Origin of the sequence: Mycobacterium sp., from assembly GCF_032162605.1 — a bacterium.
Classification (GTDB): Bacteria; Actinomycetota; Actinomycetes; order Mycobacteriales; family Mycobacteriaceae; genus Mycobacterium.
The window spans coordinates 1-24,481 of sequence record NZ_JAVROT010000377.1 but is presented as its reverse complement, the minus strand read 5'-3'; the positions used below and the strand labels follow the sequence as shown (position 1 = coordinate 24,481).

29 protein-coding genes are annotated in these 24,481 nt (G+C 67.0%); 17 read left to right on the top strand and 12 right to left on the bottom strand.

The window, feature by feature from the left end; genetic code table 11:
- Nucleotides 1-40 precede the first annotated feature (40 nt).
- Nucleotides 41-625 carry a TetR/AcrR family transcriptional regulator gene (locus QOI01_RS21140; protein ID WP_526384391.1) on the top strand — a complete coding sequence of 195 codons (585 nt, stop codon included), beginning with the start codon at nucleotides 41-43 and terminating at the stop codon, nucleotides 623-625.
- Here QOI01_RS21140 and QOI01_RS21135 read toward each other — a convergent pair whose 3' ends face one another.
- Together QOI01_RS21135 and QOI01_RS21130 are read right to left on the bottom strand one after the other, a co-directional pair.
- The gene (locus QOI01_RS21135) at nucleotides 626-1,063 is read right to left on the bottom strand and encodes a hypothetical protein (protein WP_526384390.1); all 438 of its coding nucleotides are present in this window, start codon (nucleotides 1,061-1,063) and stop codon (nucleotides 626-628) included.
- 132 nt (nucleotides 1,064-1,195) lie between these two features.
- Nucleotides 1,196-1,336 carry a hypothetical protein gene (locus QOI01_RS21130; protein WP_526384388.1) on the bottom strand — a complete coding sequence of 47 codons (141 nt, stop codon included), beginning with the start codon at nucleotides 1,334-1,336 and terminating at the stop codon, nucleotides 1,196-1,198.
- Between the two features lie 263 nt (nucleotides 1,337-1,599).
- Between QOI01_RS21130 and QOI01_RS21125 the strand changes: the two genes are divergently transcribed.
- From QOI01_RS21125 to phoU, 4 genes are all read left to right on the top strand, one after another.
- On the top strand, nucleotides 1,600-2,601 hold the full coding sequence (locus QOI01_RS21125) for an acyl-ACP desaturase (RefSeq protein WP_526384386.1): 1,002 nt from the start codon (nucleotides 1,600-1,602) through the stop codon (nucleotides 2,599-2,601).
- Nucleotides 2,589-3,770, top strand: coding sequence for a tRNA dihydrouridine synthase DusB (gene dusB / locus QOI01_RS21120; RefSeq protein ID WP_526384430.1), 1,182 nt, complete (start codon nucleotides 2,589-2,591; stop codon nucleotides 3,768-3,770). The genes QOI01_RS21125 and dusB overlap by 13 nt, the downstream gene beginning before the upstream one ends.
- A 227-nt stretch (nucleotides 3,771-3,997) precedes the next feature.
- Nucleotides 3,998-5,977: an LCP family protein gene (locus QOI01_RS21115; protein WP_526384384.1), complete on the top strand. Its 1,980-nt coding sequence runs from the start codon at nucleotides 3,998-4,000 to the stop codon at nucleotides 5,975-5,977.
- A 92-nt stretch (nucleotides 5,978-6,069) separates the two neighbouring features.
- Nucleotides 6,070-6,738: a phosphate signaling complex protein PhoU gene (phoU, locus tag QOI01_RS21110; protein WP_526384382.1), complete on the top strand. Its 669-nt coding sequence runs from the start codon at nucleotides 6,070-6,072 to the stop codon at nucleotides 6,736-6,738.
- Here the strand turns inward: phoU and QOI01_RS21105 are convergent.
- A complete protein-coding gene (locus QOI01_RS21105) occupies nucleotides 6,732-7,250 on the bottom strand; it encodes a MarR family winged helix-turn-helix transcriptional regulator (RefSeq protein ID WP_526384380.1) in 519 nt (172 codons plus the stop codon). The two genes, phoU and QOI01_RS21105, sit on opposite strands and share 7 nt — an antisense overlap.
- Before the next feature lie 84 nt (nucleotides 7,251-7,334).
- On the opposite strand from QOI01_RS21105, the gene QOI01_RS21100 reads away from it, so the two are divergent.
- Nucleotides 7,335-8,309 carry a quinone oxidoreductase family protein gene (locus QOI01_RS21100; protein ID WP_526384378.1) on the top strand — a complete coding sequence of 325 codons (975 nt, stop codon included), beginning with the start codon at nucleotides 7,335-7,337 and terminating at the stop codon, nucleotides 8,307-8,309.
- Here QOI01_RS21100 and pstB read toward each other — a convergent pair.
- The 6 genes from pstB to QOI01_RS21070 form a co-directional block, all read right to left on the bottom strand.
- Nucleotides 8,306-9,082 carry a phosphate ABC transporter ATP-binding protein PstB gene (gene pstB, locus QOI01_RS21095; RefSeq protein ID WP_526384377.1) on the bottom strand — a complete coding sequence of 259 codons (777 nt, stop codon included), beginning with the start codon at nucleotides 9,080-9,082 and terminating at the stop codon, nucleotides 8,306-8,308. The genes QOI01_RS21100 and pstB overlap by 4 nt on opposite strands.
- Before the next feature lie 9 nt (nucleotides 9,083-9,091).
- Complete coding sequence (pstA, locus tag QOI01_RS21090; protein WP_526384375.1) at nucleotides 9,092-10,006, bottom strand: phosphate ABC transporter permease PstA; 915 nt, start codon at nucleotides 10,004-10,006, stop codon at nucleotides 9,092-9,094.
- Nucleotides 10,003-11,049 carry a phosphate ABC transporter permease subunit PstC gene (gene pstC / locus QOI01_RS21085; RefSeq protein WP_526384373.1) on the bottom strand — a complete coding sequence of 349 codons (1,047 nt, stop codon included), beginning with the start codon at nucleotides 11,047-11,049 and terminating at the stop codon, nucleotides 10,003-10,005. The genes pstA and pstC overlap by 4 nt, the downstream gene beginning before the upstream one ends.
- Before the next feature lie 48 nt (nucleotides 11,050-11,097).
- Nucleotides 11,098-12,243 carry a phosphate ABC transporter substrate-binding protein PstS gene (gene pstS, locus QOI01_RS21080; RefSeq protein ID WP_526384372.1) on the bottom strand — a complete coding sequence of 382 codons (1,146 nt, stop codon included), beginning with the start codon at nucleotides 12,241-12,243 and terminating at the stop codon, nucleotides 11,098-11,100.
- 122 nt (nucleotides 12,244-12,365) lie between these two features.
- Entirely contained in the window at nucleotides 12,366-13,307 is a 942-nt protein-coding gene (mshD, locus tag QOI01_RS21075) for a mycothiol synthase (protein ID WP_526384370.1), read from the bottom strand.
- A complete protein-coding gene (locus QOI01_RS21070; RefSeq protein WP_526384368.1) occupies nucleotides 13,304-14,089 on the bottom strand; it encodes a winged helix-turn-helix transcriptional regulator in 786 nt (261 codons plus the stop codon). The genes mshD and QOI01_RS21070 overlap by 4 nt, the downstream gene beginning before the upstream one ends.
- Nucleotides 14,090-14,310: 221 nt before the next feature.
- Between QOI01_RS21070 and lmeA the strand changes: the two genes are divergently transcribed.
- From lmeA to QOI01_RS21030, 8 genes are all read left to right on the top strand, one after another.
- A complete protein-coding gene (gene lmeA / locus QOI01_RS21065; RefSeq protein WP_526384366.1) occupies nucleotides 14,311-15,108 on the top strand; it encodes a mannan chain length control protein LmeA in 798 nt (265 codons plus the stop codon).
- 28 nt (nucleotides 15,109-15,136) lie between these two features.
- A complete protein-coding gene (locus QOI01_RS21060) occupies nucleotides 15,137-15,562 on the top strand; it encodes a TlpA family protein disulfide reductase (protein WP_526384364.1) in 426 nt (141 codons plus the stop codon).
- Between the two features lie 5 nt (nucleotides 15,563-15,567).
- Nucleotides 15,568-15,687, top strand: a complete 120-nt coding sequence (locus tag QOI01_RS21055; protein WP_526384362.1) for an Ms5788A family Cys-rich leader peptide — start codon at nucleotides 15,568-15,570, stop codon at nucleotides 15,685-15,687.
- A gap of 83 nt (nucleotides 15,688-15,770) precedes the next feature.
- A complete protein-coding gene (locus QOI01_RS21050; RefSeq protein WP_526384360.1) occupies nucleotides 15,771-16,229 on the top strand; it encodes a DUF4395 family protein in 459 nt (152 codons plus the stop codon).
- A 37-nt stretch (nucleotides 16,230-16,266) separates the two neighbouring features.
- Nucleotides 16,267-17,100, top strand: a complete 834-nt coding sequence (locus QOI01_RS21045) for a sulfurtransferase (protein WP_526384358.1) — start codon at nucleotides 16,267-16,269, stop codon at nucleotides 17,098-17,100.
- Nucleotide 17,101: 1 nt separating this feature from the next.
- On the top strand, nucleotides 17,102-17,404 hold the full coding sequence (locus QOI01_RS21040; RefSeq protein WP_526384356.1) for a DUF1416 domain-containing protein: 303 nt from the start codon (nucleotides 17,102-17,104) through the stop codon (nucleotides 17,402-17,404).
- Between the two features lie 241 nt (nucleotides 17,405-17,645).
- The gene (locus tag QOI01_RS21035; protein WP_526384428.1) at nucleotides 17,646-18,281 is read left to right on the top strand and encodes a nitrobindin family protein; all 636 of its coding nucleotides are present in this window, start codon (nucleotides 17,646-17,648) and stop codon (nucleotides 18,279-18,281) included.
- Nucleotides 18,281-18,541: a hypothetical protein gene (locus QOI01_RS21030; RefSeq protein ID WP_526384354.1), complete on the top strand. Its 261-nt coding sequence runs from the start codon at nucleotides 18,281-18,283 to the stop codon at nucleotides 18,539-18,541. Before QOI01_RS21035 ends, QOI01_RS21030 begins: the two co-directional genes overlap by 1 nt.
- A 237-nt stretch (nucleotides 18,542-18,778) precedes the next feature.
- On the opposite strand, the gene QOI01_RS21025 is transcribed toward QOI01_RS21030, so the two are convergent.
- Complete coding sequence (locus tag QOI01_RS21025) at nucleotides 18,779-19,636, bottom strand: aminodeoxychorismate lyase (RefSeq protein ID WP_526384352.1); 858 nt, start codon at nucleotides 19,634-19,636, stop codon at nucleotides 18,779-18,781.
- A 42-nt stretch (nucleotides 19,637-19,678) separates the two neighbouring features.
- Between QOI01_RS21025 and ygfZ the strand changes: the two genes are divergently transcribed.
- Both ygfZ and QOI01_RS21015 read left to right on the top strand, forming a co-directional pair.
- Nucleotides 19,679-20,758 (top strand): CAF17-like 4Fe-4S cluster assembly/insertion protein YgfZ, encoded by a 1,080-nt coding sequence (ygfZ, locus tag QOI01_RS21020; RefSeq protein ID WP_526384350.1) that lies wholly within the window; start codon nucleotides 19,679-19,681, stop codon nucleotides 20,756-20,758.
- A gap of 146 nt (nucleotides 20,759-20,904) precedes the next feature.
- On the top strand, nucleotides 20,905-21,093 hold the full coding sequence (locus tag QOI01_RS21015; protein WP_526384349.1) for a DUF3073 family protein: 189 nt from the start codon (nucleotides 20,905-20,907) through the stop codon (nucleotides 21,091-21,093).
- A 35-nt stretch (nucleotides 21,094-21,128) separates the two neighbouring features.
- Here the strand turns inward: QOI01_RS21015 and purM are convergent, their stop codons facing one another.
- Nucleotides 21,129-22,196: a phosphoribosylformylglycinamidine cyclo-ligase gene (purM, locus tag QOI01_RS21010; RefSeq protein WP_526384347.1), complete on the bottom strand. Its 1,068-nt coding sequence runs from the start codon at nucleotides 22,194-22,196 to the stop codon at nucleotides 21,129-21,131.
- A gap of 200 nt (nucleotides 22,197-22,396) precedes the next feature.
- Here purM and QOI01_RS21005 point away from each other — a divergent pair, with 200 nt between their 5' ends.
- Nucleotides 22,397-23,344 (top strand): NAD(P)H-binding protein, encoded by a 948-nt coding sequence (locus QOI01_RS21005; RefSeq protein WP_526384345.1) that lies wholly within the window; start codon nucleotides 22,397-22,399, stop codon nucleotides 23,342-23,344.
- A gap of 20 nt (nucleotides 23,345-23,364) precedes the next feature.
- On the opposite strand, the gene purF is transcribed toward QOI01_RS21005, so the two are convergent.
- The coding region (purF, locus tag QOI01_RS21000) for an amidophosphoribosyltransferase (protein ID WP_526384343.1) at nucleotides 23,365-24,481 on the bottom strand (1,117 nt) is incomplete at its 5' end.

Sequence of the window (24,481 nt, the reverse complement as noted above, 5' to 3'; positions counted from 1 at the left end):
ACTCTGACTACGAGCGTTGTCAGGTGAGCTTAGGAGCGATGTGCCTTCCGGTCAACGACAGGGCCGCTGGTCCGGCGTACCACTGCAGGACCGACAGACGCTCAGGCGTGACGAACTGATCGCTGCCGGAGTCGACGTTCTCGGCGGCGACGACGGTTCGACCCTCACCGTCCGTGCCGTGTGCCGCACTGCCGGACTGACCGAACGCTACTTCTACGAGAGCTTCACCGACCGTGACGAGTTCGTGCGCGCGGTATACGACCACGTCTGCAGCACCGCGATGAGCGCCCTCACGTCATCGACCACACCGCGCGACGCCGTCGAACGATTCGTCGCCCTCGTGGTCGACGACCCCGTGCGCGGGCGGGTGCTGCTGATCGCGCCCGAGCGGGAACCTGTGCTGACGAAGTCGGGCGCCGAATGGATGCCCAGCTTCATCGAGTTGCTTCAACACAAGCTGACCCGAATCACCGATCCAGCGGTACAGGCCATGGTGGCCACCGGCCTCGTGGGCGCGCTCACGGCGCTCTTCACGGCCTATCTCAACGGCCGCTTGACCACCACCCGCGAGCAGTTCATCGACTATTGCGTCGACATGCTGCTCAGCCGGGCGTCAAGCCGTTAGTTACGCGCCGGGTGCGCCAGGCGTCTGGCCGGCATTTGCCAGCTGATCCTGCTCGTTCTGCGCGGCAGCGGCCTGGTCCGCGGCGGCCTTGGCCTCCCGGCCCTCCTGACTGCCCACCGAAGTGCCTGGCGTGGTGGCGGTGGCGTAACCGCCGTTGCAGTTCAAGTAGAACTGCACCGTGGAGGCGACGTGAACGCCGTCGTTGGCACTTGCGAACGGCGCAGTCTGGGAGCGCTCGACGATGCACTCGTCCTGCGCCAGCTTGTCGCCGGTCCTTCCCGCGACCACGACCGTCTGACCCGCATCGCTGGCAGCGGAGGATGCGTCCGAGTACTTTTGGCCGGCGTAGTCGTCGGCCGAGGCCACACCACCGCCGAGAAGCGCCGACACAGCCAGCGCGCCGATGGCACCGGAACCAACAACGATCAGCTTCTTCACGTCTAGCCCTATCTGTCCGCGGAGTCGGAAAACCTTGTGCTTGCTCGCGGGCATAGTACCGCCGTCGGCGTGACGGCGCATCGTCTTCCGCGTCCAAACCACGGGGGCGAAAGATGTCGACCAGACGGGTCTCTACTCGCCGGTCTGCTGGGCGTCAGTGGCGGCGAGTTGCTCGTCCTCCGCCTGCTCCGCCACTGCGGCCTCTTCGGCCTCCCGTTGCTGCTTTGGTGCCAGATCAGTCTGATAGATGCTCTCACCTTGGGGGCTCTGCATCGAGAACTCCCGGCCAGACCTTTGTCGCGGGCCAAGATCTTCGTCAAGTCTGTGCGACCCTCCGTCATCGCTTGCGTTTCCTGCCGGCCAAATCAGTTTGCCGCAACGGGCATGTTCCCCCGGGTGAGATTACCCTTTGCCATGAAGCTTCCCGTGAACCACCGAAGGCCGGGGAGAGACCCCCCGGTGCGTAGAACTTGATGTCACCGGGGGGTACAGATATATTGAGTGCTACCAACAGGTACAGATAACTGGGAGGGTCCATGTCGACCGAGTTAACCGACCTGCAGCTTCTGCACGAACTCGAGCCAGTGGTCGAGCAGAACATCAACCGCCACATGCGGATGCGCAAGGACTGGAACCCGCACGACTACATCCCGTGGTCGGACGGCAAGAACTACTACGCCCTGGGCGGCCAGGACTGGGAGCCCGGACAGTCGGTTCTGTCCGAGGTCGCGCAGGTGTCGATGCTGCAGAACCTCCTGACGGAGGACAATCTGCCCTCGTACCACCGCGAGATCGCGATGAACTTCAGCATGGACGGTCCGTGGGGCTTCTGGGTGAACCGCTGGACGACCGAGGAGAACCGCCACGGCATCGCGCTGCGCGACTACCTCGTCGTCACCCGCGCGATCGATCCGCTGGAACTCGAGGAACTGCGCATGGAGCAGGTCACCCGTGGCTTCAGCCCCGGCCAGGGCCACCAGGGCGACATGTTCGCCGAGAGCCTCTTCGACTCGGTCATCTACGTGACCTTCCAGGAGCTGGCCACCCGGGTGTCGCACCGCAACACCGGCAAGGCGTGCAACGAGACCATCGCCGACCAGCTGCTGCAGCGAGTGTCGGCCGACGAGAACCTGCACATGATCTTCTACCGCGACGTCAGCGCGGCCGGCCTGGACATGGCCCCCAACCAGGCGATGAAATCGTTACACCGCGTGCTTCGCAACTTCAAGATGCCCGGGTACACAGTGCCCGAGTTCCGTCGCAAGGCAGTCATCATCGCCGTCGGCGGCGTGTACGACCCACGAATCCATCTCGACGACGTGGTGATGCCCGTGCTGAAGAAGTGGCGCATCTTCGAGCGTGAGGACTTCACCGGTGAGGCGGCTGAGATGCGCGACGACCTCGGCAAGCTGGTCGAGGAACTCGAGGACACCTGCGAGAAGTTCGAGGTGGCCAAGGAACGTCGCCTGGAGCGCGAGCGCAAGGTGGCCGAGAAGAAGGCCATGAAGAACCTCTTGGTGTCGACATCAGCGTCTTAACCGAGCCCAAAGCTGAAGCGTCGGCCCGGTCTGCTCTGCAGATCGGGCCGATCGCATTGCGCAGTCCCGTCGTGCTGGCCCCGATGGCCGGTGTCACGAACGTCGCGTTCCGCACCCTGTGCCGCGAGCTCGAACTCGCCCGCGCGGGCACCGTCAGCGGCCTGTACGTATGCGAGATGGTCACGGCTCGCGCGCTCGTCGAGCGAAACGCCAGCACGCTGCACATGACGACCTTCGGCCCCGACGAGTCGCCGCGGTCGCTGCAGCTCTACACCGTCGATCCCGAGACCACCTACGCGGCGGCCAAGATGATCGTCGACGAGGACATGGCCGACCACATCGACATGAACTTCGGCTGTCCCGTACCCAAGGTCACGCGTCGGGGCGGCGGCGCCGCGCTTCCGTACAAGCGCAAGCTCTTCGGCCAGATCGTGGCGGCCGCGGTCCGCGCCACCGCAGGCAGCGGAATTCCGGTCACCGTGAAGTTCCGGATCGGCATCGACGACGCCCACCACACACATCTGGACGCAGGCCGGATCGCCGCCGAGGAGGGTGCCGCCGCGATCGCGTTGCACGCCCGCACCGCCGCGCAGCGCTACTCCGGCCGCGCCGACTGGAACCAGATCGCCCAGCTGAAGCAGCACGTCACCGACATTCCCGTCCTCGGCAACGGCGACATTTTCCAGGCAGGCGACGCATTGGACATGATGACCGCCACCGGATGTGACGGAGTCGTCATCGGACGTGGCTGTCTTGGCCGGCCGTGGCTGTTTGCCGAACTGTCCGCGGCGTTCGCCGGCAGCGGGCCTCCTACCCCGCCGACACTCGGAGAGGTCGCCGACATCGCCCGGCGCCACGGCGAGCTGCTCGCCGACCACTTCGGCGAGGACAAGGGCATGCGCGACATCCGCAAGCACGTCGCCTGGTACCTGCACGGCTTCCCCGCCGGTGCCGATCTTCGGCGCGCATTGGCACTGGTCAAGACGTTGGCTGAACTCGACGAACTGCTGTCTCAGCTCGACCCCGACGTGCCGTTCCCGAGTGCGGCGGAGGGCCCGAGGGGGCGGCAGGGGTCCCCCGGCTCGGTGACGCTTCCCGAGGGGTGGCTGACCGATCCCGACGACTGCACGGTGCCCTCCGGTGCCGACGTCATGCATTCCGGAGGTTGATTTCGTCCGGTAGCCGACACGACGCCGAGACCGCACCGAGATGGCGCCGAGATGGCACTGACATCTCCCAGGACTGGCTCCGTCCCAGAGTGTCTCAGTACGATGGCATTCCACTACGACGGGCTTCGACTGGCGGAGTTCCGCACGTGCTGCTAAAGAACTAGAAGCACGACGACGATTTTTGCGCCGAGGGCGCGACGTCCCTGACAGTCGGAGGCCGGTGAGACATGAGTGACGGCGACAACGCCGCCCCCAGTCGTCGGTCCCCGAGAACGCCCGACGAGGCCGACAATCAATGGCTTACCCGATCCGCACGGTCGATACCAGGCGCCGCGCCGTGGGAACGCGGACGCATCTCCAGAGATGACGCGCCCGACCCCGAACCTTCCGCGTCACCCCTTGGGGGCAGCCACACCGACGGGGTGACGGTCGCCGACCTGATCGCCAAGGTGTCCGGGTCAGCCCCCGACGAGACCAGGGACGAGCCCAGGCGACGCCGTCTGCCGATCGTCGAGCCGGATCCCGACACCGAAGTCATCCCAGTCGTGCCCGCCCATGCGTCGGAGCTGCCGGTCCTGGTGGAAGGCCCCAGGGATCCGGCGCTTCCCGAGCGCGTCGGCGCAGCCGGGGACCCCATCAAGCTCGCATCGCACCGCGGTCGACGAACGGCGATGGTCGTCGGTCGCGTGGCGGCAGCGCTGATCGCGGTGCTGGCGCTCGCCATGACGGGCGCGGCGTGGCAATGGCAGGCGACGAAGAACAACAACCTCAACAAGGTGGCTGCGCTGGACCCGAACTCGCGGGATATCCTGGACCCCAGCGCTCAGTACGGTGACGAGAACTTCCTCATCGTCGGCGTCGACAGCCGCATCGGCGCGAATAGCGACATGGGTGCGGGCACCACCGACGACGCCGCGGGTGCGCGGTCGGACACCATCATGCTGGTCAACATCCCGGCCGACCGTAAACGCGTTGTCGCCGTATCGTTTCCGCGCGACCTGTCGATCACGCCCATGCAGTGCGAGCCCTGGAACGCGGATACGGGCGCCTACGGTCCGATCACCGACGAACAGTCGTCGATGTACGGGATGGACAAGGTCTACACCGAGACCAAGCTGAACTCCGCCTACGCCGTCGGCGGGCCGAAGTGTCTGGTGAAGGTCATCCAGAAGCTGTCGGGTCTATCGGTCAACCGGTTCATGGCGGTCGACTTCGCGGGCTTCGCGACGATGGTCGACGCTCTCGGTGGCGTCGAGGTGTGCAGCACCACGCCACTGAAGGACTACGAACTCGGCACCGTGCTCGCGAACGCAGGCCGTCAGGTCATCGACGGCCACACGGCCCTGCAGTACGTGCGCGCCCGTCAGGTCACCACGGAGACCAACGGCGACTACGGACGCATCAAGCGACAGCAGCTGTTCCTGTCCTCGCTGTTGCGGTCGCTGATCTCCAAGGACACCTTCTTCAGCCTCAGCAAGCTGAACAACGTCGTCAACATGTTCATCAACGACAGCTACGTCGACAACATCCAGACCAAGGACCTCGTCGACCTCGGCCAGTCCGTTCAGGGCGTGAACGCGGGCCGCATCACCTTCGTCACGATTCCGACGGTCGGATACGCCGATCAGTACGGCAACGAGGTCCCCCGCACCGACGACACGCGGTCGCTGTTCGATGCGATCATCAACGACGATCCGCTGCCGGAGGAGAAGAACGCCGACAACACCCCGGTTCCCGTGACGCCCGAGGTCCCCAGCTCCGCGCCTGCTCCGGTCGACGCCGCCGGTGAACTCGTCAATGCGGTCACCACCAACCCCGGTGACATCACCGTTCGGGTGTCCAACTCCACCGGCGAGAACGGCCTGGCGTCGACCGCGGCCAGCGAACTCCAGCAGCATGGCTTCAACGTCGAGACACCGGACGACTACCCCGGCCCGCTGAACTCGACGACGGTGTTCTTCTCCGCGGGCAACGAGCAGGCCGCCGCCACCGTGGCCTCGTCGTTCAAGACGTCGACAATCGAGCGCGCGTCCGGCATCGGTGACGTCATCCAGGTGGTCCTCGGCTCCGACTTCAACCAAGTCAGCGCGCCGGAACCCAGCGGATCATCGGTGCAGGTACACGTGCTTCACGACCGTGGCGGCTCGGCCACCCACCTCCCCGAAGACCTGACGGTCACCAACGCCGCCGATACCACCTGCGAATGACGCCCTGAGCACCCATTGGGGCAGGTGGCATTCACCTTTCGTTCACCATCGCGGTCGTGACGATCTTGGCGTACAGACCGTAGGCTTGAGACATGCGTACCGCTTACCACGAGCAGCTGGCTGCACTGACGGATCAGCTCGGCGAGATGTGCGGGCTTGCCGGCGCAGCGATGGAACGCGCGACCCAGGCTCTGCTGCAAGCCGACCTCGTCCTGGCCGAACAGGTCATCACCGACCACGAACAAATCGCCGCGATGAGCGCGCGTGCCGAGGAAGCCGCGTTCGTCCTGCTGGCATTGCAGGCTCCGGTCGCGGGTGACCTTCGCGCGATCGTCAGCTCGATCCAGATCGTCGCAGACGTCGACCGGATGGGTGCCCTCGCGCTTCACGTCGCCAAGATTGCGCGTCGCCGTCATCCGCAGCACACCCTGCCCGAGGAAGTGAACGGTTACTTCGCCGAAATGGGCCGGGTGGCAGTCGATCTCGGAAACAGCGCGCAAGAGGTGCTGGTCACCCGAGACCCGGAGAAGGCCGCGCGCATCCGCGAAGAGGACGACGCGATGGACGACCTCCACCGCCACCTGTTCTCGGTGTTGATGGACCGCGAGTGGAGGCACGGCGTCACGGCGGCCGTCGACGTCACACTTCTGAGTAGATTCTACGAACGCTTCGCCGACCACGCGGTCGAGGTCGCTCGGCGCGTCATCTTCCAGGTCACCGGCCGGTTCCCGGACGAGGAAGCGGTCCCCGCCGTTCAGTGACGGGTCATCCTCACCCCGTCCTGTCGCGCCGACAACAGATCTCGCAGCACCATCGCGACCACTCCTAAATCGGCGTTGCTGTAGGCCTGCAGAAAGTCGTGCAGCCCACGGGCCACTTCGTCGTGCAGTTGCCGGTGCGCGTCGCACACCAGGTCGCCGTCTCCGGTCAGGGCCAGCTCGACCTCCTTCCGGTTCCCCGGGATCGGCATGCGTATCACCAGGCCCGCCGCCACCAGCCGCTGGACGTGCTTGGACACCGTGCCCTTCAACTGACCGGACCTCGCGGCGAGACCGACGACGCTGACGGGCCCCTGCCCGATGGCCGCGAGAAGGTGCATCGACAGCGACGGCAGCGTCCGGACCGTGGCCTCCAACCGCTCGGGGCAGCGATCCACGATGAAGTCGCGCTCGGCGTCACCGTCCTCGTCTCGGTCCATCTCGACGGCAAACTTGTCACCCACTGCGCCGACCAGTTGATTGATGTCCGCGATGAGTACCGACTTGGTTTTCATGGAAACCATCTTCGTCATCGCGGGCCTGCCGTCGTACATTGTTTCCATAGAAACAATACCTGACGAAACTACGGGAGAAGGCTCATGAAGGCAGCGGTGGTCGAGGATTGGGGCCTTGCGCCCGTATACCAGGATTTTCCGGAGCCGGCGGCCCGCGAGGGCGAGGTGATCGCAGCCGTGGAGGCGTCGGCGCTGACCAACCTCAGCCGAGGCTTGATGTCGGGAAAGCACTACGCCAGCAGCGAGATTCAACTACCTGCCATCCCAGGTGTCGACGGGGTGGCCCGCCTCGACGACGGCCGCCGCGTGTACACCGGCGCGCTGGCACCCTACGGAATGATGGCCGAGCGGACGTTGATCAACCCGGCTGGAGCAATCGAGGTACCCGACGGAGTCGACTCGGTGACCGCCGCCGCCATCCCCAATCCCGGTATCTCGGCGTGGATGTCGCTCGAATACGCGGCGGCAGTGAAACCGGGCGATCACGTCTTGGTGCTTGGCGCCACCGGAGTCACCGGCTCGACGGCCACTCAGCTCGCGAAGTCGGTGTTCGGCGCGGGCCGCGTCGTGGTGACAGGCCGCGATACCACCCGCCTGGACTGGTTGCGCACCGTCGGGGCCGATGAGGCCATCGCGCTCGGTGCCGAGGACGCCTTCGCCAGGGTCGGCGCGTTGCACGGCGAGCGGCCGTTCGACGCCGTGCTCGACTACCTGTGGGGCATGCCCGCCGAGCGCGTCCTCGCCGCGTTGTCCGACAGCCGCCCTGCGGCGCACTATCACGCGACCCGGTTCGTCCAGATCGGCTCGATGGCGGGTCTGACCATGACCCTGCCCGCGGGCATCCTCCGCAGCGCGGGCATCACCATCTCCGGCGTCGGACTCGGCAGCATGCCACCGGAAGTACTCGGCCGAGCCCGTGTCGACGCGTTGCCGAAGCTGTTCACCATGGTGGCCGGGGGCCAGCTGCACCTGAGTACCCAGGCACGCAGACTCGCCGACATCGAGCAGGTGTGGACGGCGGCCGAACCGTCGGGTACCCGCGTGGTGCTGGTGCCCTAGCCGAAACGGCCGGAGATGTAGTCCTCCGTCGCCTTCTGCGTCGGGTTGGAGAAGATCTTCTCGGTGTCGTCGATTTCGATCAGCTTGCCCGGCTTGCCCGTCGCCTCCAGGTTGAAGAACGCGGTCTGATCGCTCACCCGGGCGGCCTGCTGCATGTTGTGCGTGACGATGACGATCGTGAAGTCCTGCTTCAACTCGGAGATGAGATCCTCGATCGCCAGCGTCGAGATGGGGTCCAGCGCCGAGCACGGCTCGTCCATCAGCAGCACGTCCGGTTGCACGGCGATGGCACGGGCGATGCACAACCGCTGCTGCTGGCCGCCGGAGAGCCCGCCACCGGGCTTCTCCAGTCGGTCCTTGACCTCGTTCCACAGGTTGGCGCCCTTGAGCGAACGCTCCGCCACCTCGTCGAGCACCTTCTTGCTGTGCCTGCCCTGCAGTCTCAGCCCTGCGACCACGTTGTCGCGAATCGACATGGTGGGGAAGGGATTCGGCCGCTGGAACACCATACCGATGGTCTTGCGGACCCCGACCGGATCGACGCCGGCACCGTAGATGTCCTCGCCGTCGAGCAGCACCGACCCTTCCACGCGGGCGCCGGGAATGACCTCGTGCATCCGGTTGAGCGTGCGAAGCACCGTCGACTTGCCGCAACCCGACGGTCCGATGAACGCCGTCACACTGCGCGGCTGTACCGACAGAGCCACGTCGGCCACGGCATGGAATGACCCGTAGAAGATGTTGACGTCTTTGAGATCGAGGCGCTTGGCCACGGGAAGCTCCTAAACCATCTTGGGGGAAAAGATCTTTGCGACGAGCCGCGCCGCGATGTTGAGGATGGCGATCAGCAGGACCAGCGTCAGCGCGGCACCCCACAAGCGGTCCGTGGGGATCGGGTTGGCGCCGGCACCGGCCGAGATCTGGTCGTACATCATGCCGGGCAACGAGCCCATGAAACCGCCGAACATGTCGAAGTTCATGGATGCCGCGTAGCCGACCAGGATCAGCAGCGGCGCGGTCTCGCCCATCACGCGGGCCAGCGCCAGCATCACGCCCGTCACGATGCCCGACAGCGCCGTCGGGATGACGATGCGGACGATGGTCTTCCACTTCGGCACGCCCAGTGCGTAACTCGCCTCGCGCAGATCCATCGGCACGATGCGCAACATCTCCTCGGTGGCCCGCACGATGACCGGAATCATCAGCAATACCAAGGCCAGCGACACCGCGAAGCCCGACCGTTCGAAGCCCAGCGTCGCGACCCAGAGAGCGTAGATGAACAGCGCCGCCACGATCGACGGCACACCCGTGAGGATGTCGACCATGAACGTGGTGATCTTGCCCAATCGCGTCCCGCCGCCGTACTCGACGAGATACACCGCCACCATCACGCCGATCGGGATCGAGATGATCGAGCAGACGAGGCCTTGCAGCAGCGTGCCCACGATGGCGTGGTAGACACCGCCACCCGCAGAGAACGCGGTGGTGCCTGCCTGCGAGTGGGTGAACCACGTCGGGGACGTGACCGCGGCGAGGCCCTTCGTGATGACCGAGTACAGCACCCAGATCAGTGGCACCAACGCCACCAGGACCGACGCCGAAACCATCACGGTCGCAACGTTGTTGGTCAGCTTGCGCTTGGCGCTGACCCCCTGGAAGGTGGGAGCCTTGACCGGCTTGTCCAAGGTGGCGGTCATTTGGCACCCCTTCCGGCGACCGCGGCGCGGGCCAGCGAGTTCACCACGAACGTCAGGATGAACAGCACCAAGCCGGCCGCGATATAGGCGCCCGCCTTGTACTGGTCGTTGAATTCGCTTGCCGTGGCGGCGATCTTGCTGGCGAAGGTATAGCCGCCGTCGAACAGCGACCAGCCGAACGCGGTCTGGGTACCGCGCAGGATGATCAGCAGGGCGATGGTCTCACCGAGCGCGCGGCCGAGACCGAGCATCGCGCCGCTGATGTAACCCGACAATCCGAAGGGCAGCACCGTGGTCCTGACGACCTCCCACCGGGTGGCGCCGAGCGCGAGAGCGGCCTCGATTTGACCGCGTGGCGTCTGGATGAACACCTCGCGGGAGACCGCGGTGATGATCGGCAGGATCATCACCGCCAGAACGATGCCCGCGGTGAAGATCGTTCCGCCGCCCGCCACCGACGCGGTGCCGGTCTTGAACAGGAACAGCCAGTCAAGGTTGGTGTTGAGCCACAGTGCGAAGGGCTTGAGCACGGGCGCGAGCACGTACAGACCCCACACGCCGTAGACGATCGACGGCACGGCGGCCAACAGGTCGACCACGTACGCCAGCGGGCCCGCCAGCCGTCGCGGCGAGTACTGGGTCAGGAAGATCGCGATACCCAGCGCCACCGGCATGGCCAGTATCAAGGCGAACACCGAGACGAACACGGTCACCTGGAGCAGGTCGAGGATGCCGAAGTGCATCGCCGCCGTGTCGGTGGTGATCCAGTTTCCCCCGTAGGTGAAGAAGTTCTCCTCGTTGCGGCTCAGCGCGGGGATCGCGCGCCACAGCAGGAACACCCCGATCGCCGCGATGAGAACGACGATGAGGATGCCAGCGCCCTCGGCGAGTCCGCCGAAGATCCTGTCTCCCAAGCGGACCTTCGCGCCCTTCGAAGGGTTGGTGGAGATGGGGTCCGGAGAGGGAAATGGCGAAGCGATCACTTCGCCCGATCCCGCGCCGGTTGGGTTCGGTGTCGTCACTTTCATCCCGTGGTCGGTCATCTGTTCCAGAACCCATCCTCACCGCGTTGGTGCCAGTACGCCAGCCAACTACGCAATCGCATCAACGGACTTGAGCAACCGCTCCTTGAAGCCGTCGGGCAGCGGGACGAAACCGGCCGCCGACAGGGTGGCCTGGCCCTGGTTGGCCGCCACCGACAGGAACGACTTGACCGCTGCGGCGGTGTCGGCGTCGTAGCCCTTCGAGCAGACGATCTCGTACGTGGCCAGCATCAGCGGGTAGGCACCGGCTTCCTTGGAAGCGTAGAGCGCGTTGAGGTCCAGCGTGAGGTCCATGCCCTCGGCCTTGAACTTGGCGTCGCCGACGGCCTTCGCCGACGTCTCGTCGGTCAGTGCAACCGCACCCGCGCCACTGTCGATCTGCGCGAACGGCAGGTTCGCCGCGGCGGCCGGGCTCTTCTCGACGTACCCGATGGCACCAGGTGTGGCCTGCACGGCCTGCACGACGCCGGACGACTTCTGCGCGCCCTCACCCGCACCGCCCTGGAATTCCTTGCCTGCGCCCTTGGTCCACGCCTGCGGCGCGGCGGCGGCCAGGTACGTCTGGAAGTTGTCCGTGGTGCCCGATGAGTCCGACCGGTAGATCGGCGTGATCTTGGTATTCGGCAGGGTCGCGCCACTGTTGAGCGCGGCGATGGCCGGGTCGTTCCACGTGGTGATGGCACCGGTGAAGATCTTGGACAGCACGTCGGCGTTCACGACGAGATTGTCGACACCGTCGATGTTGTAGGCCATCGCGACCGGGCCGAACACCAGCGGCAGGTTCCACGCCGGGTTACCGCCGCAACGCTGTGCGGCAGGATCGACCTGGTCACTGGAAAGGGCGGAGTCGGAGCCTGCGACGTCGACCTGCTTGGCGATGAACTGCGTGACGCCCGCGCCGGATCCGGTGGGGTTGTAGGACAGGGACTTGCCCGAGCAAGCCTGACCCCAGGCCTTGTTGAACTCGGCGATGGCGTTCTGCTGGGCCGTCGAACCCTCGGCGGTCAGAGAGGCCTTGCCGCCGCAGTCGGCTGCGGCTGCGGCGGCCGAGGACGATCCCGATCCCGATCCCGATGCGCTGCTTGACGAGGTTCCGGAGTTGTTGTCACTGCCGCACGCGGTCATCGTCATCGCGGCGAGCGCCGCTGCCGATAATGTCGTGCCAAGCACCTTGCCAAAGCGATTGAGCTTCACTTATCCCACTTTCGATTCGTCTGCCTCAGGACTCCCCGGCAACGTATGCGCCGCCGGTGGACGGATCGCGGACGAAAGGTGAACGAGCAGTGAACAGGCTCAGCGATTTCACAGCTGAGGGGCTAACGCAGGGTGTACGCCACGTCCGTGGCGAAGACCGAGAATCCCAGCCGTTCGTACGTCTTCACCGCCGCCGAGTTATCTGCCTCGACGTAAAGGGTCACCGTCGCCCCGTCGATCCCCCGAGTCGCTTGGCTCTCCCCCGCAAGCGGGGGGACCCCCAGCACCGAGGCCCCGAGCCGCTGCGCGAGGTGGTGCAGGCCGACCAGCGTCAGCGCCGCGCCCAGCCCACGACCCTGCGCGTCCGGATCGACGCCGACGACGTAGACCTCGCCCAGCGTGGGCCCGTGCACCTTGGTCCAGTGGAACCCCACCAGGGCGCCGGTCTGAGCGTCGAACGCCAGGAACAACCCGTCGGGGTCAAACCACGATTCGCCGCGTCGCTCCGCGATGTCCGCCTCGGTCCAGCCACCCTGCTCGGGATGCCAGGAGAACGCGGCGCTGTTGACGCGCAGCAGCTCGGCGTCGTCGTCCGGGCCTGCGTAGGTCCGCAGCAGCACGTCGTCCCGGGGCGCGAGGGGCGGGAGGTCACTGAGCGGGCGGCGCATCTGCAGCAGCTCGCGCGCGGCGACGAGGCCGAGCGCGGCGGCCGTGCCCCTCGCGGGCTCGAGGTCGCCGTGCGCCCACACCCGGGCGCCCCCGCCACCCTCGGCGAGGCCGGTGCGGATCAACTCGGACCCGATGCCACGCCGGCGGACGTCTGGCGCGACCGCGACCTCGGCCATGGCGGGCGCGTCGTCCGTCGCGGGGACCAGATCGAGGTAGCCGACGATCGCGTCGTCGAGCTCGGCGACGAGGTGCCTGGTGTGGTCGTGGTACAGGTCACGGAGCACCTGATCGCCGACGGGCGCCGTGCCGTCATGCACCGCCGCGGCGTCGAAGACTGCGGTGATGCGGCGTCGTTCTGCGTCGGAAAGGCCTGTCCGCCAAGCGATTACGTTCACTGCGTGCGAAGTGGGTCGCCTAGGCCGTCGGGGCGGCCCGCTGGCTCCTGGTCGTAGGCAGCCGAGTCGTCGAGGTCGTCACCGTAGTCCGACTCCGGGACCGGCGGTCGACCGCGCGCGGGCCGCACGGCCTTGTAGCCGACGTTGCGGACAGTCCCGATCAACGACTCGTACTCGGGGCCGAGCTTCGCGCGCAGGCGTCGCACGTGCACATCGACGGTGCGGGTGCCACCGAAGAAGTCGTAGCCCCAGACCTCCTGGAGCAACTGCGCCCTGGTGAACACCCGGCCCGCATGCTGCGCCAGATACTTCAGCAGCTCGAACTCCTTGTACGTGAGGTCGAGCGGGCGACCACGGAGCCGTGCGGTGTAGGTGCCCTCGTCGATGACGAGCTCACCGAGATTGACCTTGCCCGCGCTCTCCTGGTCTGCGGCGCCGCCGCGGCGACCGACGAGCAGTCGCAGCCTGGCGTCGATCTCGGCTGGTCCAGTGCTCGGCAGCAGGATCTCGTCGAGACCCCATTCGACGTTGACGGCCACCAGGCCACCTTCGTTCACGACCGCTACGACTGGTACCGACGTCCCCGTGGTGCCAAGCAGTCGGCACAGCCCGCGGGCGGCCGCCAGGTCGGTCCGGGCATCGACGATCGCCACGTCCGCGGTGCCCGCCTCGAGAAGCGAGGACACCTCGGTCGGCGCGGACCGCACGCTGTGCGCAAGCAGCGCCAGCGACGGCAGTACCGACTCGGGATGCGGGTCGACGGTCAGCAGCAACAGATCCAATGGGCCCTCCAGCGCATTTCGGGAAGATCACCCGACGTCATCAACATCGACAAGTCCGGGCAATCTCCCAGATTCATGGCTGACACGCCGCCGTTACCGGCCGACGCTGGCACAACGATAGCGTGCAACCTGCTGATTAGCCGCGCTGAGCGCTCAAGCCCTCCCCCGGTCGCTTCGCTCCTGCCCGCCGGACGCCGACCGTCGTAGTCCAGAATGTGCGAGTGCGCAAGCTGCTGATCGGACTCGTCGCGACGGTCACGACGCTCGCGCTCGGCGCCGTCGGTGCCGACTTCGGCACGGCGATCTACGCCGAATTCCACTGGGCCCGCACCGTGCGATCGTCCAACGACCTGCCGTTCGATCCGTGGGTGGGCATCCTCGGGTTTCCCTTCGTCGCGCAAGCGATGCGCCACGACTACCGGGAGGTGGAGATCCGCGCGGGCGGAGTGGACCACCCCGTCGTCGGCGAGGTCTCCCTCGAGGCGACGCTGCACTCCGTCGACCTGACCGAGAGCTCGTGGCTCATCCGATCGGGCTCCAAGCTGCCGGTGGCCGAGCTGGAGAGCCGCATCATCGTCGACTCGACGCACGTCGGCAGGTTCATGGGGATCAAGGACCTGCTCGTCGAAGCGCCGCCGCAGGAGACCAACGACGCGACGGGCGGCACGACGGAGTCGGGCATCTCGGAGAGCCACGGACTGGTGTTCACGGGGACACCGAGCTCGGCGGGTTTCGACAAGCGGGTCAGTGTGTCGGTCGACCTCTCGACCGAGGGCGACGACCAGACCACGCTGGTGTTCACCGCAACCGGCGTGCTCACCGGTGCGGGCACGGCCGACCAGTCGGTACCCGACGACGAGAAGCAGGCCGTCCTCGCAGCGTTCCGCACCCGAATGCCCGGCATGAAGCTTCCGTTCGCCGTGGCGCCCACCACCAAGGGCGCCAGGGGGTCCGACATCATCATCGAAGGCATCACCACGGGAGTAACCATCGCCCTCGACGGGTTTAGACAGAGATGAGCGCTTGCGCGAAGAACAGAAGGCACCGTTGAGCTCTTCACTGCCGGTCGCCATCGCAGTGCTCGTCGTCGCTCTGGGGGCGGCGTTCGTGATCGGGCGGCTGATGACGCGGCGCGCCGGCGTGCTCAAGAGCACCGCACGGGAATCGCCCGACGTGGACACCTCCGATCTGGGCCTGTCCGAAGATCGGCCCACTGTGCTGCACTTCAGCGCGGACTGGTGCGGTCCGTGCGCAGGTGTCCGGCGCGTGGTCGACGAGGTGTGCGCCACGTTGCCCGGCGTCGCTCACGTGGAGATCGACATGGACGACAACCCCGCCGCGGCGCGGCGACTTTCGGTGCTGTCTCTGCCGACCACGTTCATCTTCGATGCCGACGGTCGCCAGCAATACCGGGCGTCCGGTGTGCCCAACGCCGCTGACCTGCGCTCGGCGCTCGAACCGTTATTGGCTTGACGAGGATGTCATTGGGTAGGCTGTCGGGCGTGTCCACCCGCGTCGAGCTCAGGCTCACCAAGCGCCGCGCAGTAGATCTGTGCCGCGTCGCGGGTTGCTGCTGTTGTTGTTGTTGTAGCTGCTGAGTAGCCACGCGTTCCTCGCGTCGCCCTCGGAGCAGCCTCTCTGGCATGCCCACGTCCAGCTCTCACGACATCAGGAGTTTTCCGTGCCGAATCAGACCAGCGACCAGGTCGACGTTCGCGGGCCGCGCTTCGCGGCGTGGGTCACCACTGCCGTCATCGTCGCCACCCTCGTCGCCTCGGCGTTCAGTTCCTACGCCGCCGCCGTAGTCCTGGGCCTGCAGGCCGTCGTATTCGCGATCGGGGCGGTCGGCGGCCCTCGCAAGCACCCGTACGGCCGCTTGTTCGCGAAGTTCGTCGCCCCTCGGCTCGGACCGGTGACCGAGAAGGAGCCGGTGGCCCCGCTGAAGTTCGCCCAGCTGGTCGGGTTCCTGTTCGCCGTCGTCGGAACCATCGGCTTCGCCACCGGATTGGCCACACTCGGCTTGATCGCAGGAGCATTCGCATTGATCGCGGCCTTCCTCAACGCGGCCTTCGGCATCTGCCTCGGCTGCCAGCTCTACCCGCTCGTCGCCCGTTTCCGCACCACGCCCAGTCCCGCCTGACTCTCCGAATTCGCAAGCAACCGAAGGGATTTCATCAATGGCACGCTCCGACGTCCTGGTCACGACCGACTGGGCCGAGAGCAATCTCGACGCGACGAACACTGTCTTCGTCGAGGTCGACGAGGACACCAGCGCCTACGACGGCGGTCATATCGCCGGCGCGGTCAAGTTGGACTGGAAGACCGATCTGCAGGATTCGGTTCGCCGCGACTTCGTCGACGCGCAGGAGTTCTCGAAGTTGCTGTCCGATCGTGGAATCTCCAACGACGACACGGTGATCCTGTACGGCGGCAACAACAACTGGTTCGCCGCGTACGCCTACTGGTACTTCAAGCTGTACGGACACCAGGACGTCAAGCTGCTCGACGGCGGCCGCAAGAAGTGGGAGCTCGACGGCCGCCCACTGGTCTCGGATGCGCCCGCCCGGCCTTCGACGTCCTATTCCGCGCAGGCGCCCGACAACACCATCCGCGCGTTCCGCGACGAGACCATCGCCGCCATCGGCACCAAGAACCTGGTCGACGTCCGCTCCCCCGACGAGTTCTCCGGCAAGATCCTCGCGCCTGCACACCTGCCTCAGGAGCAGAGCCAGCGCCCCGGCCACATCCCCAGCGCCATCAACGTGCCGTGGAGCAAGGCGGCCAACGAGGACGGCACTTTCAAGTCCGACGACGACCTGGCGAAGCTGTACGCCGAGGCCGGCCTGGACGGGCAGAAGGAGACCATCGCTTACTGCCGCATCGGTGAGCGTTCGTCGCACACCTGGTTCGTGCTGGCCGAACTCCTCGGCCACGAAAACGTCAAGAACTACGACGGCAGTTGGACGGAATACGGCTCCCTCGTGGGCGCCCCGATCGAGTTGGGAAGTTGATATGTGCTCTGCACCGAAGCAAGGACTGACGTTGCCCGCCAGCGTTGACCTCGAGAAGGAGACCGTCATCACCGGCCGCGTGGTCGACGGCTCCGGTCAGACCGTCGGAGGGGCGTTCGTGCGCCTGCTCGACTCGTCCGACGAGTTCACCGCCGAGGTCGTCGCATCGGCGACGGGCGACTTCCGGTTCTTCGCCGCGCCGGGAACGTGGACGCTTCGCGCCCTGTCGCCCGCAGGCAACGGAGACGCCAGCGTCGCACCGTCGGGTGCAGGCATCCACGAAGTCGACGTCAAGGTCGCCTAGCGACGATGCGGCGAGGTGCCCCGGCGAGTCGGGGCACCGCTGACGAGCCAGAGCCCCCGGTCGCTTCGCGCCTGCCCGCCGGATCTAGACTCCATGACGTGGTGCTCTTCTTCGAGATCATGCTCATCGTGGCAGTCGTCGTCATCACCTGGTTCGCCCTGTATGCGGTGTACCGGTTGGTCACCGACGAGTTGTGACCTCCGACGAGAACCCCGTCGACCCCACTGAGACGACGGGATCGATCATTCCCGGTTCGGCCGACCGCGCCGTGGCGGCTGCCATCGAGCGCGCCAAGGTGACGGCCTCGCGCAACGTCCCGACGTTCGACGACCTGCCGATTCCCTCGGACACCGCGAACCTTCGCGAAGGCGTCAGTCTCAATGACGCCTTGCTGGCCCTGCTGCCGCTCGTCGGGGTGTGGCGCGGCGAGGGCACGGGCCGCGGCTCGGGAGGGGATTATCCGTTCGGCCAGCAGATCGTCGTCTCGCACGACGGGGGTGAGTACCTGAATTGGGAAGCGCGCTCCTGGCTGCTCTCGGAGTCCGGCGAGTACGAGGGACCGGCGCTCCGGGAGTCCGGGTTCTGGCGATTCGTGAACGACCCCGAGGACCCCGCGGAGTCCCAGGCGATCGAGCTGCTGCTGGCGCACACCGCCGGCTACGTCGAGTTGTTCTACGGCTATCCGTTGAATCAGTCGTCGTGGGAATTGGCGACCGATGCACTGGCTCGCAGCAAGTCCGGGGTGCTCGTCGGCGGCGCCAAGCGGCTGTACGGCATCGTCGAGGGCGGTGACCTCGCCTACGTCGAGGAGCGCGTCGACGCCGACGGTGGACTCGTCCCGCACCTGTCCGCACGCCTGTCGCGGCACGTCGGCTAGTGCGGTTCCCCACCCTCGCCGTGGCGGTCGCCGCGGCGGCGCTGCTCGCCTCCTGCAGCTCCGAGGCGCCGAAGCCCGAGGCTCCCGCAACGTCGACGTCCCCTTCGGGCCACGGCGCTCTCGCACAGTGCCTTTCCGAGCACGGCGTACCAGCCGCACCGGGACCGTCGGCCGGGCCACCCCCCGGCGTCGACCAGGTCACCTGGCGCAACGCAATGCAAGCCTGCTCGACGCTGGGCCCCGGGCCCGCGACCTCCTAGGTCCAGACATGGAGCGGCCCCCGAGCCTTTGGTGCCTGGTTGGACGGACCGAGGGGCTCGGGGGCCGGGTGACTGCCGGGAATTCGCCAGCGCACGCTGGTAAACACCCGGTGCTGCTAGCGGGCAGCCACCTCACTTGTCCATGAGTCAATCAATTTCTCGGACCACCTCCCTTCACGTGTAAAAGTGAACGTACTCCCGAAAGGGCGGGCCGACAACCGATTTTCGCGGTGCCGCTCAGTGCCTGCCATCGATCGCCTCGTCGACCAGCGCCGCGATGTCGGCGCCATCGGGTGCGGTAGGCAGAGGGCGGCCGTCCAGCGTGTGCACCCGCGCCGCGAGCGTGATGCTGGAAAGCAGCCAAACCCCCTGTGCAGCAATGAGATCACCGATGCGCAGCGGACGACTCTGGCAGGCTCTGCCGTGTGCGCGGGCGACGTCGAACACGGCCTGCACCGTGGTGCCGGGGAGGATCGGCAACGTCGTCGGCGGCGTCACCAGCCTGTCGTCACCATCGGCGATCACGACGCTCGACCGCGGTCCCTCCAGAACGAATCCGTCGGTGCTCAGCAGGACCACGTCACCGATGCCGAGGCCTTCGGCATGCCGCAGTGCAGCCGCGTTGATCGCGTACGACAGGGACTTGGCCCCCGCGAGCGACCACGGCGCTCCGGTGGCGCCATCTGCCATCACCCCGCGATCGAGTGTCATCGCAGACACGCCGTCCCGCCGCGAAGCGTGTGCCCGGGCGGGCAACTCCGACAACGTGACGAACCCGGCGGCACCACCGCCACGCTCGCGCCCGAACACCAGCCGCAGCACCGCATCGCCTGCGTCGGGCCACCGCGCGCACGCGGCGGCGGCTGCGGCGCTCCAGCGGACCAGATCTGGCGCGGGCAGTCCGACGATCGCGGCGGAGCGCGCCAACCTCTCGAGGTGGGCGTCGAGGAGGCACACCCGCCCGTGGCGGACCAGCAGCGTCTCGAACACCCCGTCACCACGGGAGAACATCGGATCGTCGGCATGCACGATGGGCTGGTTGCGTTCGACGGCCAGGCCGTCGTACGTGACGACGATCTCGATGCGGGTCGCCATGGGGCAAGAGGGTAATCCGCGCAACCGCCGTACGCTGGAGGGATGTCCGCAATCCCCTCGCCAGAGCCGGGTCCCGACGCAGGCGCCACCTGGCACTACGGTGATCCGCTTGGAGAACAGCGCACCGCGGAAACCGGTGCCGTGGTCGTGGACCGCTCGCACCGGGCCACCATCAAGCTGACCGGCGGCGAGCGTCGCAAGTGGCTGCACACGATCTCCACTCAGCACGTGGCCGACCTGCCGGACGGCGCCGTCGCGGAGAACCTGAGCCTCGACGTGCAGGGGCGTGTCGAAGATCACTGGCTGCAGACGCAACTCGACGGCGTCACGATCATCGACACCGAGCCCTGGCGCGGTGAGCCACTGCTGGGTTACCTCCGCAAGATGATCTTCTGGGCCGACGTCGTCGTCGACCCTGCCGACCTGGCGGTGTTGTCGCTACTGGGACCCCAGGTGGGTGACCCCGCCATCCTCAGTGCCATCGGCGTCGACACACTGCCTGCCGTGTCATCGGCAACGCCGCTGGCAGACGGCGGACTCGTGCGCAGTCTGCGCGACGGCGAAGTGGACCTCGTCGTCCCGCGCGAGGCAGGCGCGGCCTGGCGCGACCGACTGATCGCGGCCGGCGTGCGGCCCGCGGGAGTCTGGGCCTACGAGGCGCGCCGGGCGGCGGCGCTGCGGCCCCGGCTGGGTGTCGACACCGACGAGCGGACCATCCCCCACGAAGTCGGCTGGATCGGCGGCCCTGGTGACGGCGCCGTTCACCTGGAGAAGGGCTGCTACCGCGGCCAGGAGACGGTCGCGCGCGTGCACAACCTGGGCAAGCCGCCACGGATGCTGGTGCTGCTGCACCTGGATGGATCCGGGGACCGCCCCGTCACCGGAGATCCCATCCTCGCTGGTGGGCGGTCGATCGGGCGGTTGGGCACGGTGGTGGATCACGTCGACCTCGGCCCGATCGCCATCGCTCTGGTCAAGCGGGGGGTGCCCGCCGAGACGGAGTTGACCACCGGCGGCGAGACCACCGTGAACGCCCTCATCGACCCCGATTCGATGCCGGCCTCCGCGGGCGTTGGCGCCGGACGGCTCGCCGTGGAACGTCTGAGGAGCAGCCAGCGTTGAAGGAATTGGTCCCGCGCTCGCCGCAGGACCGGGCCTGACAGCATGAGACCGCCGGGCACGGTAAAGTGTTGACAGGACGATAAACACACTCAGATCGGAGCCGCCTGCTATTCAGGCCGCTCCGTTATTGCGCGAGGGGGTCCCCCATGGGCCGCGGCCGGGCGAAGGCGAAGCAGACCAAGGTTGCTCGTGACCTGAAGTACAGCTCGCCACAAACCGATTTCCAACGGTTACAGAAGGAATTGGGCGGGTCAGGATCCCCCGAGCCTGACGTACTCAACGGCGATGCCGCGGTCGATGACCGGTGGGCTGACGACGACGACTGGCGACGCTGAGCCGTTTCTCCGGTTGACGCCTGCGGCCTGAGCCTTCAGAACCGCGGGTGCTGACCCACCAACAATGCGCGGGACTTGCCCTTGCCACTCTTCTTGACGGTGCCGAGAGTCCAGCAGTCCAGATGACGGGCAGTCAAGATCGCCAACGCGCGGTCGGTGTCCTCCGGCGCGACGATCGCGACCATGCCGACGCCCATGTTGAAGGTCTTGTCCATCTCCGCGCGTTCGATACGCCCCCGCTGGGCGATCATCGTGAACACCGGCGCCGGCGTCCACGTACCGCGGTCCAGCTCGGCCATCAGGCCATCGGGGATGACGCGCTCGAGGTTCCCGGCCAGTCCGCCGCCCGTGATGTGGCAGAACGTCCGAACCTGGGTTTCGGCGGCGAGCGCAAGGCAGTCCCTGGTATAGATGCGGGTCGGTTCGAGCAGTTCCTCGCCCAGCGTGCGGCCGAATTCCTCGACGTGCCCGGCGAGGTTGCCCCGGTCGATCTCCAGCAGCACCTTGCGGGCCAGCGAGTATCCGTTGGAGTGCAGCCCGGTTGACGCCATGGCGATGATCACGTCCCCCGGCTTGACGCGATCGGGTCCGAGAACGTCGTCGGCCTCGACCACGCCGACGCCGGTTGCGGAGATGTCGTAGTGGTCGGGCGCCATCAGGCCCGGGTGTTCGGCCGTCTCGCCGCCGAGCAGGGCGCAGCCCGCCATGACGCAGCCGTTGGCGATGCCCGACACGATCTCGGCGACCCGTTCGGGGACGGTCCGGCCGACCGCGATGTAGTCCTGGAGGAACAGCGGTTCGGCACCGCAGACCACGAGATCGTCCACGACCATCGCGACGAGGTCGAGTCCGACGGTGTCGTGCTTGTCCATCGCCTGCGCGATCGCCAGCTTGGTGCCGACGCCGTCGGTGGAGGATGCCAGCAGCGGTTCGCGATATCCGCCACGCAGCGCGAAGAGCCCGGCGAAACCACCGAGACCTCCACGTACCTCCGGTCGAGTTGCCTTCTTCGCAAGCGGTTTGAACAATTCGACGGCCCGATCGCCCGCCTCGATGTCCACCCCCGCAGATGCGTAGGACGCGCCGTGATCCTCGCTCATCATCGCGCCCAAGGGTACCGGTCCCGGATGACGGGGGCGCGCACTCCTTCGGTCTTGGGCATATCTACCCGAGCTGTCCGTTTGAATGGCCCCTTCGGCGGACATCTGTCCATACACCCGCTCCGAATACCTGGCGGCGGTAATCGACGGTTGGAGACTTGGTGTCGGACGTGGAGCCAGAGGCAGCATCGCACCGTTTCCTGGTGACGGGAGCAACCGGCTACGTCGGCGGGCATCTCGCTGCGTTGCTGGTGGAGCGTGGCCACACCGTGCGGGCGATGGCTCGCAATCCCGACAAGCTTCGCAACGCACCGTGGCGCGACCGGGCCGAGGTGGTGCGCGGCGACCTGAGTGACCCCGAGTCCCTGATCGCCGCATTCGAGGACGTCGACGTGCTGTATTACCTCGTCCATTCGATGGGCTCGTCGTCCGACTTCGTCAGCGAGGAAGAGCGCGCGGCACACAACGTCGCCACCGCCGCGAAGAAGGCAGGCGTGCGCCGCATCGTCTATCTGTCCGGGTTGCACCCGACGGGCGAGCTGTCCCGGCACCTGCATTCGCGAAACGCCGTCGGCGAGATCCTGATGAAGTCCGGTGTAGAGACCGTCGTACTGCAGGCGGGCATCGTCGCCGGCTCGGGCTCGGCATCGTTCGAGATGATCCGTCATCTCACCGACCGACTCCCGGTGATGACCACCCCGAAGTGGGTGCACAACAAGATCCAGCCGATCTCGATCGACGACGTGCTGCACTATCTGGCCGAATCCGCCGTCGCGCCCGTGCCGGACTCACGCACCTACGACGTCGGCGGGCCGGACGTGCTCGAGTACGGCGACGCCATGCAGATCTACGCGGAGGAGGCGGGGCTGCGCAGGCGGGTCATCGTGGCGCTGCCACTTCTCACGCCGAGCATCGCGAGCTGGTGGGTCGGCCTGGTCACGCCGATCCCCTCGCGCCTGGCGCGACCGCTGGTCGAATCGCTCGAACACGACGCGGTGATGTCCGAACACGACGTCGACGCCGTCATCCCGCCGCCCGCGGGTGGGTTGACGAGCTATCGCGACTCCGTGAAGCAGGCGCTGCAACACGACGGCACGGCAGGCAAGGGCCGCCGTCACCTCATCCGGTTCAGTCCGGCTGTGCCCCAGTGACTTTCGGGGGCCGGTGACCGTCAGGGGCGGCGAAGAGCCGAGGAGTTGTCGTTGGCCGCCTGCACGGGCAGGCCGTTGCGTGCCGCATTGGCCAGCATGTGCTCGATGACGTTCTTGCCGAGTGCCGATTCGCTGGGCAGCTCGATGGGATATTGACCGTCGAAGCATGCCGAGCAGAGCCGCGACGCGGGTTGCTCGGTGGCGGCGATCATTCCGTGCTGTGAGATGTAGTTGAGGCTGTCGGCACCGATGGCGCGACGAACGGCGTCGAGCATCTCGTCCTCGTTCGCCCCGGCGTTCGAGGCGTTGGCGATCAGCTCAGCGGGCGTGGCGAAGTCGATGCCGTAGAAGCACGGCCACTTGACCGGCGGCGACGCGATGCGCACGTGCACCTCGACGGCGCCTGCCTCGTGCAGCATCCGGATCAGCGCGCGCTGGGTGTTGCCGCGCACGATCGAGTCGTCGACCACGATGAGTCGCTTGCCCCGGATGACTTCCTTGAGCGGGTTGAGCTTGAGCCGGATGCCGAGTTGGCGGATGGTCTGCGACGGCTGGATGAACGTGCGCCCGACGTAGGCGTTCTTCATCAGGCCCTGGCCGTAGGGTATGCCGGACTCCTGCGCGTATCCGACGGCGGCCGGGATACCGGACTCGGGCACACCGATGACCAGGTCGGCGTCGACGGGCGCCTCGCGCGCCAGCCGCCTGCCGATGTCCACGCGAGTGGCGTGCACGGACCGCCCGCCGATGACGCTGTCCGGGCGGGCGAGGTAGACGTACTCGAACACGCAGCCCTTGGGCGTCGGGTTGGCGAACCGGGTGGAGCGCACGCCGTCGGCGTCGATGGCCAGCAGCTCACCGGGTTCGATGTCGCGGACGAAGGCGGCGCCGACGATGTCGAGCGCGGCCGTCTCCGAGGCCACCACCCAGCCACGGTCCAGCCGGCCGAGCGACAACGGACGAACACCGTGGGGATCGCGGGCGGCGTAGAGCGTGTTCTCGTCCATGAAGGTCAGGCAGAACGCACCCCGAACCGTGGGCAGCAGGTCCAGCGCAGCCTGCTCGAGGGTGGCGTCCGCGGCACCGTGGGCGAGCAGCGCGCCGAGGATGTCGGAGTCGGTGGTGGCCGCTGGGGCG

Bases quoted from the DNA above. Each gene is read 5' to 3' on its own strand.
- QOI01_RS21130 (WP_526384388.1), bottom strand. From the start codon at position 1,336: ATGCAGAGCCCCCAAGGTGAGAGCATCTATCAGACTGATCTGGCACCA.
- QOI01_RS21125 (WP_526384386.1), top strand. From the start codon at position 1,600: ATGTCGACCGAGTTAACCGACCTGCAGCTTCTGCACGAACTCGAGCCA.
- QOI01_RS21115 (WP_526384384.1), top strand. From the start codon at position 3,998: ATGAGTGACGGCGACAACGCCGCCCCCAGTCGTCGGTCCCCGAGAACG.
- phoU (WP_526384382.1), top strand. From the start codon at position 6,070: ATGCGTACCGCTTACCACGAGCAGCTGGCTGCACTGACGGATCAGCTC.
- QOI01_RS21105 (WP_526384380.1), bottom strand. From the start codon at position 7,250: ATGAAAACCAAGTCGGTACTCATCGCGGACATCAATCAACTGGTCGGC.
- QOI01_RS21100 (WP_526384378.1), top strand. From the start codon at position 7,335: ATGAAGGCAGCGGTGGTCGAGGATTGGGGCCTTGCGCCCGTATACCAG.
- pstA (WP_526384375.1), bottom strand. From the start codon at position 10,006: ATGACCGCCACCTTGGACAAGCCGGTCAAGGCTCCCACCTTCCAGGGG.
- pstC (WP_526384373.1), bottom strand. From the start codon at position 11,049: ATGACCGACCACGGGATGAAAGTGACGACACCGAACCCAACCGGCGCG.
- QOI01_RS21055 (WP_526384362.1), top strand. From the start codon at position 15,568: ATGTCATTGGGTAGGCTGTCGGGCGTGTCCACCCGCGTCGAGCTCAGG.
- QOI01_RS21045 (WP_526384358.1), top strand. From the start codon at position 16,267: ATGGCACGCTCCGACGTCCTGGTCACGACCGACTGGGCCGAGAGCAAT.
- QOI01_RS21040 (WP_526384356.1), top strand. From the start codon at position 17,102: ATGTGCTCTGCACCGAAGCAAGGACTGACGTTGCCCGCCAGCGTTGAC.
- QOI01_RS21025 (WP_526384352.1), bottom strand. From the start codon at position 19,636: ATGGCGACCCGCATCGAGATCGTCGTCACGTACGACGGCCTGGCCGTC.
- ygfZ (WP_526384350.1), top strand. From the start codon at position 19,679: ATGTCCGCAATCCCCTCGCCAGAGCCGGGTCCCGACGCAGGCGCCACC.
- QOI01_RS21015 (WP_526384349.1), top strand. From the start codon at position 20,905: ATGGGCCGCGGCCGGGCGAAGGCGAAGCAGACCAAGGTTGCTCGTGAC.
- purM (WP_526384347.1), bottom strand. From the start codon at position 22,196: ATGATGAGCGAGGATCACGGCGCGTCCTACGCATCTGCGGGGGTGGAC.